This window comes from Colwellia polaris, from assembly GCF_002104515.1.
GTDB lineage: Bacteria > Pseudomonadota > Gammaproteobacteria > Enterobacterales > Alteromonadaceae > Cognaticolwellia > Cognaticolwellia polaris.
Window position 1 is genome coordinate 52,600 of the sequence record NZ_NBOE01000005.1, and the last position, 15,022, is coordinate 67,621.

The window sequence follows — 15,022 nt, forward strand, 5'->3', positions numbered from 1 at the left end:
ATACAATAGCTTGTTATTTAAAGATAAAAAATTAGCAAAACACTCAACCTAAATTAAGAAGTATACTTATCGGGCAATAGTATTTGGTGTGAATTGAGATACTACTAGTAATCTTCCAATGCTAATAATCAATCGCGTAATTTGTTAATGGCAACAACAGTACACTGTTAAAATTTTTATGCTATGTATCTGATTGTATTTATTTTGGTGTATTTAAATTGATTGTATTTAAAATGAGTGTCATGATTAAATTTTATATAAGCATTTAAGGTATACCATGGAAGGAATATTAAACGTTGTAGTCCCATCAATTGTAATCGTTTTAATTATACATTTATTGAGATGGAGGTCGTTATTTCGATTTGTACTATTAATTTGTTTAGCTATTTCATCCACGTTCTTTGTCGCCTTTTTCTATTGTGAAATCCTTAAGTCTAGTTGTTCATCAGATCCATTAGTCGGCTTAGGCTATATAATCCATTCAATTTTAGTGATAGTTATGTCATTTACGCTTGAAATAATTCGGACGAATTTGATAATTAACCTTAAAAATAAATCCAACTGACAATTGAATATGGTCTTAAAATGTAATTTTATAATTTATTTTAATAGCTCAATAATCACCACTTCTCACTATCAAACTTAGGTAGAATGGTAGAATTAAAAGAACGCTGATCTTAAATTGAAATATCTAAACGCTACGCTAAATTAAAATATCCCAACTGCTTCATCTTAGGTAAGTTAAAAAGCTAAAAGCACATTCAATGTAATTATTATTTTTGTAATTTTTCTGTCACCTTAAAGTCATTTTTTTGCCACATAAACTCCCTAGTCTTATTTCATTTTTAAATAACGAGACTAAAAGATGTTAAAAATTAATAAGTATAAAGTAGGGTTACTTACTGTTGCATTATCGATGGCGTTAAGCGGATGTAACCTAGACGGCGATAATGGCGAGCAAGGTGTTGAAGGCGAACAAGGCATTCCAGGTGTTGTTGGAACTGACGGCAGCGACGGTAAAAGTTTACCTCGTGAATTAAATGTTGAAGTGGTTGGCCGTTTTGCTACCGGTATTTATGGCAAAAGCGCGGCAGAAATTGTTCAATTTCATAAAAATTCAAACTCTGCTTTTGCTATTAATGGCGCTGCTAATCAAATAGAGGTTATTAACTTAACTGATCTTTCAACAACAGAAGTAGGTAACCCTGTCGCAGATGAAAGCTTAAGCTCAAGTGCTTTTACTTTTCCCTTAAGCGTTTCAGTAAAGAACAGCTCTGGCGTTGAAAATACCATTTTGTTAGGTGCGGTTAATTCAATTGCCATTAAAGATGACTTGTTAGCCATTGCTGTTGAAGGTGAGGTTAAACAAACATCCGGCGCTATTTTATTTTATAGCTTAAATGCGCTGGGCGAAGGTACGTTTATTAAAGCAGTGGAGGCGGGTGCTTTGCCAGATATGGTTACTTTTACGCCCGATGGTAAAAAGCTATTAGTAGCAAATGAAGGTGAACCCAATGCTGATTACTCAAATGATCCTGAGGGATCAATATCAGTTATTGATGTTACTGAAATGATGCCAGCTGATGTTGCAGTTACAATTAATTTGAGTTCAGACATAGTCTTTAGTGATGATAATTTATCTCCTGAAGATTACGATACCGATGAAAAACGTCTCGCTATTTTAACAAAAGCAGGAGTTAAGTTTGCTGGACCGATAGGTAATACAGTCGCGAAAGATTTAGAACCTGAATATATTACCACTGCCAGTAACAGCGAAATAGCGTATGTGTCTCTGCAAGAAAATAATGCAATCGGCATAATAAACCTGAAAGATTTAACCATTGAAGTGAAAGCGCTGGGTTATAAAGATTGGGGTAAATATCAATTAGACTTTACTAATAAAGACGAAGTTCCTCAGTTTAAAAGCATACAAGGGTTGTATGGCATGTATCAACCCGATACTATTGCTTCATATTCGTGGAATGGTTCGACATTTATTGTTTCTGCTAATGAAGGTGATGCCAGAGATTACGACGGATATTCTGAAGAGGTACGCGTTAAAGATATTATTGATCCCGATGAGCTCAATCAAACACTGTCAACCGCGTTACAAAGTCAGTATGACGAAACGGGCGGTAGTGACTATTTAGGACGTTTAAAAGTTACCACAGCTTTAGGTGATAAAGACCAAGATGGTGAGTATGAAGAGTTATTTGCTTATGGCGCGCGCTCATTCTCTATTTGGGATCAAAACGTTAATTTAGTTTTTGATTCAGGCGATGATTTCGGCAAAATTTCATCGGCCATTCTTGGTAACAACTTTAATGCCGCACATACCGAAAATAAAGGTGATAACCGCTCTGATGATAAGGGTGGTGAGCCTGAAGCGATTGATGTTGGAGAAATAGCAGGAAGAACTTACGCTTTTATTTCTCAAGAACGAGCAGGGGATTTATTTGTCTACGACATTACAAACCCTTTTAATACTGCTTTTGTTACCCATTACAATAACCGTGACTTTAGTGTTGATTACGAAATGGATGATGATTTAGCTAACCCTTGTGATAGCAATGAAGGCATGGATTGCACTGAAGTGAATATGGCCGGTGACTTAGGTCCTGAAAGTATTAAGTTTATATCAGCAGCAGACAGCCCAACAAATACGCCATTATTAGTGATTGGTAATGAAGTATCTGGAACCGTTACGGTTTACCAAGTTACTGAGCAATAATAAAGAAAATTGCTAACGGGGACACATTTTATTGTAACCCCGTTATGCGATATAAAGCGTAATGTTAAGTGTAATGAAAAGATAGCTACTCTATATTTTAAATATCAATTAGCCGGTATTTATACTCAAGGTTTACCGTAAATCGATTAGCTTACCTATGAACTTAACTATGAATTTAACTTTGAGCTTTCTTAGAACGCTATTTAAGCTCGTTAGCTTTTCGATACTTACCTTGATAGTCAAAAATTCGGTCTTTAATTCGCCAGTAATATTTTTGTTTTCTGGCAATAACAAAGTCAGGGCACGGCAGTATGTTAGCTAGCTTTAATGCTTGTTCAAGGGTAGTGACTTCATACGACTCAGTAGCGCCTAGTTGTAGACTTATTTTAGCGCTAAGGCGTTTAGAAAAAATATCATTGAAGGCTTTTACTTGATTCAACTGAGTAAAATCAAACGATTCAGTAAGCTCAGTACCTTCCTCATCATGGTAAGTGATTTTTAACTTATCAGATCCCTTATCACTAGCTTTGCCATTATTTCTGCCATTACCTCTGCCATTACTTCTGCTTAAATTAAGGCCTGCACAACGTATAACTTTTGAATCTTTAAGTTTTAGTGCCTTTTTTAACATATCATCAGGGTCAACCAAAACCTCAAGGCATTGTATACAGTTACGAGCTGCTATGTCATTTTCACCACCGCAGTGCGGACATTCTTTAAATACAAAGCGATAGTCACATTGGCGCTGGCTTTCTACTAGATATGCTTGCTCGTCAGTGGGATCATCAACAAGACCTTTGCATCGTCGACCGTAGTGCTCAACTAAATAACCGTCGTCATCACAAATGCCCCAAAATACATTGGGAAATTCACAGCTGGGGCAAACAACTTGCACAGGCTGGCTTTTACTATTGGGTTTTTTCTCGCCAACTTCGGGGTGATAAAGGTCAAAATCATTACCGGTATAATCAATCACCAAACAATCTTTTTTGTTCTCACTTAAACGCAAACCGCGACCGATAATTTGTTGATAAAGACTAACCGATTGTGTTGGGCGTAATATGGCGATCATATCAACATGCGGAGCGTCAAAGCCGGTGGTTAATACCGAAACATTCACTAGGTATTTAATCTCTTTGTGCTTGAATGCTTTAATTAACTTGTCGCGTTCGGCGTTGTCGGTAGCGCCGGTAATTAATGCACTTAACTGTGAAGGTAAATAACTAAAAACCTCCTTTGCATGTTCAACGGTGGCGGCAAATATCATAACACCTTGACGTTGTTCACTTAACTCAACAACCTGCTCAATAATACTTTGAGTCACTCGAGGGTTTTTGTTCAACAGATGATTCATATCCGCAGGACTATAATCGCCATAGGCGTTTGCACGCAAGCTACTAAAATCGTAATGCTCTATGGTAGCATCAACGAGTTTAGGCTCGGTTAAATACTCGCGTTTAATTAAGTAACGAATGGGGAGTTCATAAATGCAGTGCTCAAAAGGTCGCTTTTCTTCGCTGCGCATAAAACCACGGTAATGCTTTTTATAAATCCAGCCCATGCCTAAGCGATAAGGTGTCGCGGTTAACCCTAATAGCTTTACATCGGGATTAACTTGCATCAACTTTTCAATAATTTGTTGATATTGATTACTATTAGTCTGCTTGTTTGTTGTTTCTGGTGATTTTTCTTCGTGCTGTGTTTTATCTTGGAGTGGTTTATTCGGTTTTGTGTTCAACACAGCATTCGATTGTTCACCAGACAAGTCAGGGTTAGGCAAATTAACTCGATGACATTCGTCAATAATAATTAAAGAGTAGGGCTCATTAAAGTCGTCCAGATTCCGCGCTGCTGATTGTATGCTAGCAAATGTGACTTGGTGTTGAGTTTCTTTAAGTTTTAAGCCCGCAGAATAAATACCAGCGGCAACACCGTAGCTTTCAAATTTTTGATGGTTTTGCTCAACTAATTCTTTTACATGGGTTAGCACGAGTATTTTACGTTTGGCTAAACGTGCAAGTTCAGCAATGACCAAACTTTTACCTGAGCCAGTTGGTAACACAATCACCGCAGATTCGTTGGTTTTTCGAAAGTGTTTTAGCACTGAAGAAACAGCGTCTTGTTGATAATCTCTAAGTTGAAAAACTGCCACGCAGTACTGCTACCTTATCGGAAAAATTAAAGTAGCCATAATAGCAAAATAATGGCTAAGTCTTAAACTTTACATTTTAGTATTTAACCTTTTATATCTAACATTTAGCCAACAGCGACTGATAGCGACTATTTCTAAATTTAAACGTCAACAAATGGTATCGCGTTACCGATATTTTGTAAGTATTTTCTTTTAATACAGGTGGATAGGAAAATTTAATGTTTTACCTGTTTTAGACGCTGAATTGTAAGTTTTGTTGTTGTTTTTGTTGTAAATTGACGAATCTACAGTTTTAAAGTTAATGCTTCAGGCTATGTTAAAAAATGATTATCAATAACTATAGGGTTTAAGACCAAGCCGTTTACCTGCAACAAATAACCAACAAACTTTGTTATTACAATCGAATTAAAGTAAGTTCGATTGTAATAATGTTGTATTATCAATAATACATTAGGACTTGTATGCAAAGGCAAGTAAGCATGGGTAAGTAAGCATATTTTTCCTGAGATGAAATCATATAGTTATGCATAATTACGAAGTTAATTATTTTGTGAAGTTGTTTAAAGGTAAGTAACGTTTTGAAGTTTTATCATTTGTTTTATTTGGCTTTAATCGGCTTATTCTCAGTAGTAAATGTACAAGCTTTTGAGATCGAACAGCACAGTTTTCAAAAGGCTAACGCTATATCAAATCAGCAGTGCATTTCATGCCATGAGCAATCACAACATGATTGGCAACAATCTGATCACAGTAAAGCCATGGCGCTTGCCGATGAAACGACAGTATTAGCTGATTTTGATAATAAACAGGTTGAGCATTACGGTCAAAAAGCGTTATTTTTCGTTGAAGATAATAGTTACCAAGTCACTATTTCCTATGATGATAAAACAGATACTTATCTAATAAAATATACCTTTGGTCATTTTCCGCTTCAGCAATATTTAGTTGAAACTGAGCCAGGAAAATTACAGGTGTTACCCTTTGCTTGGGATGCAAGAGAAAAATCTGACGGCGGGCAGCGGTGGTATCACAACTATAGTCATGAAGAAATACGACCTGAAGATAGGTTACATTGGCGTCAACCATTACAAAACTGGAATGGCATGTGTGCCGATTGTCATTCTGACGGCTTAGTCAGAAACTATCAGGCAAAAGACAATAGTTTTGACACACAGTTCGATAATATCAACGTTGGTTGCTTATCCTGTCATGATGATATGTCTGCTCATGTAAAAAAAGCGACAAAACCAAAAAAGGATAATAATTTTACAGCGTCTAACCACCGCACTGGGCTATGGCTAAGAAGCATTGGCGACAAAACTGCACATTGGCAAGGTGAAAAACGTGATAATGAGTTTATGGATGGTTGTTTTGCTTGTCATTCATTACGTGCACCATTAAACGATGGTATTAACCCTAACACGCCGTTTTTAGATCAATTTACCCCACAACTATTAGCAGCACCCAATTACTATGCCGATGGCCAGATCAAAGAAGAAGTGTATGTTTATGGCTCATTTTTACAGAGTAAAATGTTTGCCGTAGGGGTTAATTGCCTCGATTGTCATGACAAACACACCATGAAATTAAAGGTAGAAGGTAACGGGTTATGCCTGCAGTGTCATGGTAGCGAGGTTTATAATGTAAAAGAACATCATCAACATGACGATAATACGAGTGGCGCACAATGTGTTAATTGCCATATGCCTGAAAATACCTATATGGGCGTTGATAATAGGCGTGATCATAGTTTTAAAATTCCTCGCCCTGATATCTCTCAAGCGTATAACACACCTAATGCCTGTACAAAGTGTCATGATAACAAATCGAATCAATGGGCAAGTGAGAGTTTAGTAAAATGGCATGGTCAACCTAAACCATTACCGACGAGCAAAGAATATTTACTGGCATTAAATTCAGGACAAGCCATCGATATTGAACAACATTTAGCGATAATTGCTGATGTTCAACTTGATATCATCAGTAGAGCCACCGCTCTACAATTACTGAGTTACACTACGCAAACAATAACTGCCGAAATTTTAGCGCCTTATCTTCGTCATTCTGAAGGGTTGATCAGGTTAAGTGCTGCGAATATCGCTACATTATTACCTCCTAACGATAAGGTAAAATACCTTTCACCATTGCTACAAGATCAATACAAATCAGTAAGAATTGCTGCGGCACGCGGTTTAATTACCAGTAAAATATCCGCTGTAGATCAGCCGCTATTCGATAAAGCGTTCAAAGCATTAACTCATTCAAACACAATTAGCAGTTGGCGCGGTGAAGGCCTGGCTAACCAAGGTGTTATTGCGATTGAATTGAATAAGTTAAGTGATGCAGAGAAATCATTTATAAAGGCAATTAAAGTAGATCCTTACTTTTTAACAGGCTACATTAATTTGGCCGATATTTACCGTGCTCAACAAAAGCCATTTCAAGTAGCTTCAGTGCTGTCAAAGGGGCTCAAAAACAATCCTAAATCAGCCGATTTACATTACTCTTACGGATTGCACTTTGTACGTCAGAAACAATTAGCTAAAGGGATCGAACATTTTGACAAAGCCATGGCCTTAATGCCTGATAATGCGCAATATGCTTATACTTATATATTAGCGTTAGATGGTGTCGGGCAGAGTGAAGCAGCCTTAACTAAATTAAAAACGTTAATCGTAAGTTATCAAAACAAGGCACAATTGAAAGAGCTAGGTTTGTATTTGTCTCAAAAATTAGCGAATAAAGCTGACTTTGATTGGTTTATGGCTATTTAAAAAATTTCAGCACTCGAATTACGAACAGTTCCATAAATAAAGCCAGTTAATCATAAAATTAACTGGCTTTATTTTAAATGGACCAAATTAAACATACACACGATTTTATTGCACGGGTGATATCTTCAATAATTCGCCTTCTATGCTATCCGTTAACACATAAATATAACCGTCTGGGCCGGTTCGAATGTCTCTTAATCGTTGGTTACGATCGCCAAGCATAGTTTCTTGTTCGACTACGTTATTGTTTTCTAGGCTTAAACGTCTAACACTTTTACCGGCAAGCGCTGCCACGAATAAGTTACCTTGCCACTGCGGAAACATAGTTCCTTGGTATTCTGTCATCCCTGCAGGAGCGATTGAAGGCACCCAATAGGTTACGGGTTGTTCCATACCTTGTGCTTCTTTAAATGGTGAAATAATAGCGCCTGAATAATCTTCGCCATAGGTAATGGCAGGCCAGCCATAATTAAGCCCAGGTTTAATTAAATTTAATTCATCGCCACCTTTTGGACCATGCTCATGTAGCCAAACCTGTTTAGCTTTACTGACTAAAATTGCTTGTGGGTTACGGTGTCCATAAGTGTATATTTCTGCTCTAGCGTTAGCTTGACCAATAAATGGGTTATCTTTTGGAATACTGCCATCAGTGTTAATGCGCAGAACTTTCCCTAATAAACTCTCAAGCGATTGTGCTTGGTCGCGAAAATTAAAACCATCGCCAGCTGTTATTAACAGGGTGTTATCGGGCAGAAATGTCATTCTTGCGCCATGATGATGCGGCGTATTTCTGCTTGAGCCTTGAAATATAACTTGCGTTTGCTGCAGCGACATACCTTGTAGGGTAGCGCTGATCACTTCAACATAATTGTTACTCGGCGTGCCAGCACTATAAGATATATACAATTTTTTATTTTTAACGAAGTTTGGGTCTAGCACCACATCAAATAAGCCCGCTGGGCCCGATACATAAATATCTGGCAGTCCGGTAACTTTTTCTTCAAGTAACTTACCATCGCTAACTAACCTTAAATTACCGCTACGTTCGGTTATCAACATATCATTGTTAGGTAAAAAGGCGATTGACCAAGGAAAATTTAAGTTTTTAACAACAGTTGATACTTTATAATCTTGTGCGTTTGCGTTGATAAGTATCAAGCTGTTAGTCATTATTAAAAACAAACTGAATCGAACTTTTCTAAAAAACGGGTAACTACTTTTCATTTTGAATACCTGATTTATTGTTTGTTAGCGTCTTCGTGGTTAGCAAAGCAAAAAGCCACGCTGAAAATATACAACAGAGTGTTGCGAGTAAAAGGCCTATTGGCGTTCGCACTGAAGCTATTATGGTTAAGCCCATACTATATTGAATGATATACGTTGTTATTGGGAAGGTCGTGCAACCTGAGGCAACATACCAAAGCGTTCTATTACCACCGATATATTTATGTGCGTATTTAGCAACAATAAAACCGATTAAAAAACCTACCGAAATCAATATATATAGTACAGGCCCTAAACCAATTAAATCATCTAGCGTTGCATTTAAACGTACATCATTCGTAACGTTAAGGCCAAATGACTGCACGTCTGCTAATACAATTTGAGTAGACACAATACACACAAGTAGTGTGGCAATAAGTGTGGTGAAAATAAACACTACAATGGTTTTGAGCATATAGAACCTTATTTAAGTCGAGACAATCTAGCTAGTCTATAGAAACAAGTTATTACTTTACACTGCTTTATAATAAACCGTACGACGCTAGTAAACTGCTGATGATAATTATCATGGTCAAAATCATCTGTAATAAAGCTTCGATTATAATCGCGTTATAATAGCCAAAAGCAGCAACTTTACTTAATGTCGACTTGAAGGGGTAAAATCAAAGATGCTATTTATTCTGCGATATTGTTATGAGTTTAATAACTAACAACATTAAAACAGCGGTTAAAAATGGTAACGAGCAGCGTAAGTGTTTACCATATAGTTATAGCGACAAATTAATATTGATTTAACCGGAATTTACATGAATTTAGAACAAGCTTTGCTGGCAATAGGTAATGCACATGGTAACGATTTACCTGTTGCAGCGCTCGAAACAGTTAAAAAACACTGGACAGAATTTTACCCACAGTTAGAAAAATTAATTGATCAATTTATTACTGACGAGACATCATTAACTGATGAGCAAAATGCGTTGCTATTTTTTGGCACCTTATTTATTGCCGAATTTAAATATTCGCAAGCTTTAACAAAGTGTTTAACGTTATTTTCACGTAGCGATTCGTTTTTAACGCCTCTTGAAAAAGTATTCGGTGATGCGCTTACTGAGTTAACGCCAACAATCTTTTATAATGTTGCTAACGGGAAAACTCAGGCCTTATCTGATTATATTGTTGCTGGCCATCAAGCTATGTATTGCAAAGCATCAGCAATGGAAGCGGTGTTTGCGCAATATGAAGTAGGTACAATAGATTTAAACGAACTAACCGCACATGTAACACATTGGCTAACAACATTTTTAGCTATGCCAAGTACTATCAATAGTTTTTTGCTTAGTGCTTTAGCAAATTACTGTATTGATTATCAACTTGATAACTTTAAAGACAAATTTGTTGGCTTAGCTGACAAGAATCTATTTGACGACGACAGATTTAGTCAAGAAGAAGTCGTTGAATGGAATAACCGTTTTGCACGTAAACTGATCGCGTCTGACATTATTCAACCTAACTTTGATGCTATTGAAACATTAAGTGAGTGGGCTGAAGATGAAATTTCGAGCCTTGAAGATAACTCATTAGAAGGTTTACTACCTGACGACACTGGCGCTTTTGATGCTCTAATGGGAGACGGTGGTTTATTGTCTGATATTTTATACGACGAACAAACGATTCTCGACAATAGTGTACCGGTTAGCTCATTGCCTACCGTTGGTCGCAATGAACCTTGCCCGTGTGGCAGTGGTAAAAAATATAAAAAGTGTTGTTTACAGTAAACATAGTAGCTGCATTACCAATACTATATATATCTTTTTACTATTAAGTCTTTAGTGACAAAGCCTAAGGGTATGTCACTTAAGGTACTCAACTTGGTTAACTCGATTAACACTACCAACCATAACTAACATAACTAAATTAAAAGTAATAAATAATGTCAAACCCTGCATGCCCAAATTGCCAGTCTAAATACGTATACCAAGATCAACAGTTATTCATATGTCCAGAATGCGACTTCGAGTGGAACCCCCAAGAAGTTGAGCAAGATGCTGTAATTAAAGTGAAAGATGCTAATGGTGCATTACTTGCTGATGGTGACAAGGTAACAGTGGTTAAAGACTTAAAAATTAAAGGTAGCTCTCAAGTTATTAAAATTGGCACTAAGGCTCAAATTAGGCGAGTGCTTAATAAAAAAGATCATGAGCTTGACTGTAAGGTTGCTGGTGTTGGCGAGATGATGGTAACAGCTAAGTTTGTAAAAAAAGCCTAACTGAAAATATCTATCATCATGTATTTACTTTATAACATTTGTGAAGCTAAAACTGATATTGAGACTGCATCTTCCTGTTCGTAATTTAGTTTATGTAAGAACTGCAGCAAATTAACAAAATTACCAAGACTCTCGTTCCAAATTGAAATTAATGAACCCTACGCAAACTTTAGATGAGTATCATAAAATAATTTTTTGTTACGTCACAAATGGTACTGTTTTTTTTGTACAGTTCTGTGCGATTTCCTGCTTTCATCCAATAAAAAGGAAATATTCTCGTTTATGTCTTTAACATAACGAAATGTTTTATTAGTAACTTATTGTAGATATTGAATAAATCAGGTATGTTTTAATTATTGTAAAATATGAAAGAAGGATTTTTTCCTTGTTTAAACAAGGAATTTTTCCTCATAATAAGCTGTTATGTGTACCTGTAATTAGCACCACTGGAAGGTTATGGAAACTAATCAAAAGTTAAGCGAAGAAGAGTTCTCACAAATGTTAACTCTCATTAAGCGTCACGCAGTTACAGATATGGATCAATTTTCTACTTGGAAACTTGATTCTGAACGTGGAGATATTTACGTTTGCTTATCAAACATACCTTTGGCGGCTGATGACAATGTTCATAAAGACTTAAGCCACTTGCTAAAAGCTTAATATGCAAATAACGAAAGCTTGGTGACCGTACACATAACAAGGCACTCAAAAGGACAAATAACAGTTGGTTTTTGCTCCTTCGTCGCTTATTTTAACCAACTATTATTTGCCTCTTAGTGGGGCGTTAGCATGCACAAGGAGGCTTCATGAAAATTTGCGAAGATTGCAGTAATAAAATTACTTATGCTAAGTTGTTTTTTGCTGTTAGGTCTGTGAAATGTTCAGGATGTGGTGCTAAGTACAAAGTTAATATTGGCAGTTATATCGCCTTTATTGTAATAGTTGGCCTCGCCTTATTAGCAATAGATTATTCTATAGTTGTTTTATCAGGCGTATCACAGGTGCTGTCAATTATTGCTATTTTCGTGTGTATATTTATTGTGGCTCCATTTAATCAGAAGCTGGTAAAGTGCAGCTAACAAGTAGCTTAAGCGGGACAAAATAAAGTTGGCTTTTTGTTCACTACGTTCACTTATTTTAGCCAACATTATTGTTGCCCCTTAGCTGGGGCGTTATGTTTACTCAAGGAGTCGAGTTTTGCCTAAATATCAAATACCAAAATCTCCAGGTGAATTCCAAATAATCGAATCCTATGCAGGCACGCCTTTAATCTGGAATCACAAAAAGGGTAAAGGTAAAGTATCAATCCCTTGTCGAGATTGGGATCACGCAGAAGAAATATTAGAGAAACTTAAAGAGTTTAAAAAAGGTGGGGAGCTTTGGGTATAGTTTTCTTATAATTTACAGTAGTCTATGTAAACATAACAAGGCAATTCAACGGGACTAAAAACAGCGGGCTGTTCGCTACGCTCCATTTTAGCCCACTATTTTTAGCCCGTTAATATGGGCGTTATGTGCCTAGGATGGTGTCATGAAATATCTAATATATTCGTTTCTTATAATATGTTCTTTAAATGCTTTCGCTCAAGATCATAATTGGATTCTGAGAGCTAAAATTGAAACTATGAGAAGTAATGATCAAATTTGGATTAATGATAAAGGTGACTTTTATTGGGCTACGTCAATGTTTCATGATTCAATGCCTTGCAGCACTACTCTTAATGAAAGTGAATTAATTGAAGTATCAGCATTAATTCAAAGTTTACCTTCGGTGCCATACGAAAGAGATTTCAATAATCAGTGTAAAGATGGCCTTCGCTTCTTTATATTATCTTCATCAAAGCAAGGTGATGGTACTACTTTAGAAGTTGGTAAAAAATTTCCAGCATCAAAGGACTGTCGGATTAATGCCATAGATAAAGCTTGGGATGATTTAAGTGAAAAGCTATATGTATTAACTCAAGAAAAATTCAAATCTTGTAGAGGTGGTTCGTGGTAACAGGCACATAACAAGCCACTCAAGCAGGACTTTTAACAGTTGGTTAGGTTCCGCTTCGCTTCACATTTTAACCAACAATTAAAAGCCTCTTAGTGGGGCGTTGAAGCTGTAGAATTTCTCCAAACTGAAAAATGGCGTATGATTTTTCTGTTAGTACAGCCTTTAAAGTTCACTTTTTAGTGGAGTATTGCCTCAGAATGCACATAGCAACGCAATTTGAGGCTTAATTTTTAATAAATTTTGAGGCTGTTTTTTCTAAAATAGAAATTCTACAGCCTCGTTATATAGCACAAGGATGGTATGCGCGTAATTCTAATCTTGGTAATATTCCTCTTATCTAGTTGTTCTAGAGTTCACCACGATCCGATTGGAAAGTTTTACTTTTCAGTTGAAAAAATTAGTAAAGAAGAGTTAATTACTGAATTAGATGCGTTTTCGTTAGTACACAATCTAATTAAGCAATCAGAAGGTGGAGAGCATCACCTACCAGAAAAATCTGATGTCATTGTTTCTGCCTATTATAAGAATGAAAGTGACATAGCTATTTTGATCAATAATTATTTAAATAAAAATTGTTATTTTGCGGCGGCTTATGATTATTCAAAAAATAATTTGGAGGTTGCACGTCAAATTGCAACTCAATTAAATAGTGAATTAACTCGGAGGTTTAGTGAACGTATTAGTTTCCACTCAGAACCTCATTGTAAAAGTGCTATATAACAAGAAGAATTAAAAGGACACCCATCCTAAATTGAAATTACTGAACTCTGGACTAAACTAAGAAAATCCCATATCGCTGTTATGTGATTAGATTTTATTTTTAGAGTGAGTGTCATTATTAATTTTCCGATTTTAAACACCATAAAGTCAACAAGTCCTTACTTGAGGCTTAAACTTGCCAGAAAATTGATGTATTAGTATAGCTTGGGCCTAAAATGTTAATTTCGTTTCTATTCTTTGTCAAAACTGTCATTTGGTCATGACAAAGAGCAAGATATTATAATATCGATGTTATGTGATTAGATTTTATTTTTAGATTGAGTGTCATTATTAATTTAGCTAAGTTTGTAAAAAAAGCCTAACTGAAAATATCTATCATCATGTATTTACTTTATAACATTTGTGAAGCTAAAACTGATATTGAGACTGCATCTTCCTGTTCGTAATTTAGTTTATGTAAGAACTGCAGCAAATTAATAATTAACAAAGACACCCACCGTTATTTTTTGAAACTAAAGCCACGCAGGGGCTTTATTTTTGGTTGTTTTTGAAGCCAAAGAGGTGATGTAATACCTCGGTTTCTGAAGTATTTAGAATGAGTGTCTCTTTAATTCTTTCTATTTAAATGACTGCCGGTTTTGCCCACTGCAAAAGCAATGTATGCGAAAGCCGCCCAAATCAACCGGTCGACAAGTCCAGTTCTTAAAGAACCTGGTACAAAATGTCAGTTACAGTGACCGAATGAAGGTAAAAATAGACAGCCCCATTGGACGACGGCAGTACAGTAAAAGATTAGGCGCAATCGAACCGGTATTTGGCAATATCACGGTCAATAAAGGCATGAATAAATTCACTTTGCGTGGACAAGATAAAGTGAATACCCAATGGAAAATGTATTGTCTTGTTCATAATATTGAAAAGTTAAGAAACAATCTGCATTAGAGCCTAAAAGCCCAACATCACACGAAAAACCAGCCTCAAAACGACATAAACCTCTTAATCAACACCCTTAATAAACCTTTAACGATGCAAAAATAAAAATCGTCCAAAAACGTAAACGTTTTTGATTGTTAAAAGAAAATAATCCAGTTAGAGTATTTTGATTAAAAATTATATAAAAAACGAGTAATTCTACAGGCTCGTTGAGGGTGTAGAA

The 15,022-nt window shown here is 36.1% G+C and carries 12 protein-coding genes and 1 pseudogene; 10 read left to right on the forward strand and 3 right to left on the reverse strand.

Features of this window, described 5'->3' with window-relative positions:
* Nucleotides 1-865 precede the first annotated feature (865 nt).
* Nucleotides 866-2,731 carry a choice-of-anchor I family protein gene (locus B6A32_RS09910; RefSeq protein ID WP_085303485.1) on the forward strand — a complete coding sequence of 622 codons (1,866 nt, stop codon included), beginning with the start codon at nt 866-868 and terminating at the stop codon, nt 2,729-2,731.
* Between the two features lie 199 nt (nt 2,732-2,930).
* Here B6A32_RS09910 and B6A32_RS09915 read toward each other — a convergent pair whose 3' ends face one another.
* Entirely contained in the window at nt 2,931-4,883 is a 1,953-nt protein-coding gene (locus tag B6A32_RS09915) for a DEAD/DEAH box helicase (RefSeq protein ID WP_085303487.1), read from the reverse strand.
* A gap of 578 nt (nt 4,884-5,461) precedes the next feature.
* On the opposite strand from B6A32_RS09915, the gene B6A32_RS09920 reads away from it, so the two are divergent.
* On the forward strand, nt 5,462-7,657 hold the full coding sequence (locus B6A32_RS09920) for a cytochrome c3 family protein (RefSeq protein ID WP_085303490.1): 2,196 nt from the start codon (nt 5,462-5,464) through the stop codon (nt 7,655-7,657).
* Between the two features lie 105 nt (nt 7,658-7,762).
* Here the strand turns inward: B6A32_RS09920 and B6A32_RS09925 are convergent, their stop codons facing one another.
* Both B6A32_RS09925 and B6A32_RS09930 read right to left on the reverse strand, forming a co-directional pair.
* Nucleotides 7,763-8,881: a PQQ-dependent sugar dehydrogenase gene (locus B6A32_RS09925; protein WP_198946902.1), complete on the reverse strand. Its 1,119-nt coding sequence runs from the start codon at nt 8,879-8,881 to the stop codon at nt 7,763-7,765.
* A complete protein-coding gene (locus B6A32_RS09930) occupies nt 8,871-9,335 on the reverse strand; it encodes a hypothetical protein (protein ID WP_085303492.1) in 465 nt (154 codons plus the stop codon). The genes B6A32_RS09925 and B6A32_RS09930 overlap by 11 nt, the downstream gene beginning before the upstream one ends.
* 352 nt (nt 9,336-9,687) lie before the next feature.
* On the opposite strand from B6A32_RS09930, the gene B6A32_RS09935 reads away from it, so the two are divergent.
* The 8 genes and pseudogenes from B6A32_RS09935 to B6A32_RS09970 all read left to right on the forward strand — a co-directional run.
* Nucleotides 9,688-10,656, forward strand: a complete 969-nt coding sequence (locus B6A32_RS09935) for a DUF1186 domain-containing protein (RefSeq protein WP_085303494.1) — start codon at nt 9,688-9,690, stop codon at nt 10,654-10,656.
* 155 nt (nt 10,657-10,811) lie between these two features.
* Nucleotides 10,812-11,147: a zinc ribbon domain-containing protein YjdM gene (locus B6A32_RS09940; protein WP_085303496.1), complete on the forward strand. Its 336-nt coding sequence runs from the start codon at nt 10,812-10,814 to the stop codon at nt 11,145-11,147.
* Nucleotides 11,148-11,603: 456 nt separating this feature from the next.
* Nucleotides 11,604-11,807 (forward strand): hypothetical protein, encoded by a 204-nt coding sequence (locus tag B6A32_RS09945; RefSeq protein ID WP_085303498.1) that lies wholly within the window; start codon nt 11,604-11,606, stop codon nt 11,805-11,807.
* 146 nt (nt 11,808-11,953) lie between these two features.
* Nucleotides 11,954-12,226 carry a hypothetical protein gene (locus B6A32_RS09950; protein ID WP_085303501.1) on the forward strand — a complete coding sequence of 91 codons (273 nt, stop codon included), beginning with the start codon at nt 11,954-11,956 and terminating at the stop codon, nt 12,224-12,226.
* 118 nt (nt 12,227-12,344) lie between these two features.
* Complete coding sequence (locus B6A32_RS09955) at nt 12,345-12,536, forward strand: hypothetical protein (RefSeq protein WP_085303503.1); 192 nt, start codon at nt 12,345-12,347, stop codon at nt 12,534-12,536.
* 235 nt (nt 12,537-12,771) lie between these two features.
* Nucleotides 12,772-13,146: a hypothetical protein gene (locus B6A32_RS09960; RefSeq protein WP_143327899.1), complete on the forward strand. Its 375-nt coding sequence runs from the start codon at nt 12,772-12,774 to the stop codon at nt 13,144-13,146.
* Between the two features lie 300 nt (nt 13,147-13,446).
* Nucleotides 13,447-13,866 carry a hypothetical protein gene (locus B6A32_RS09965; protein ID WP_085303506.1) on the forward strand — a complete coding sequence of 140 codons (420 nt, stop codon included), beginning with the start codon at nt 13,447-13,449 and terminating at the stop codon, nt 13,864-13,866.
* A 618-nt stretch (nt 13,867-14,484) separates the two neighbouring features.
* Nucleotides 14,485-14,808 (forward strand): annotated as a pseudogene (locus B6A32_RS09970) (transposase); the annotation flags it as partial.
* Nucleotides 14,809-15,022 lie beyond the last annotated feature (214 nt).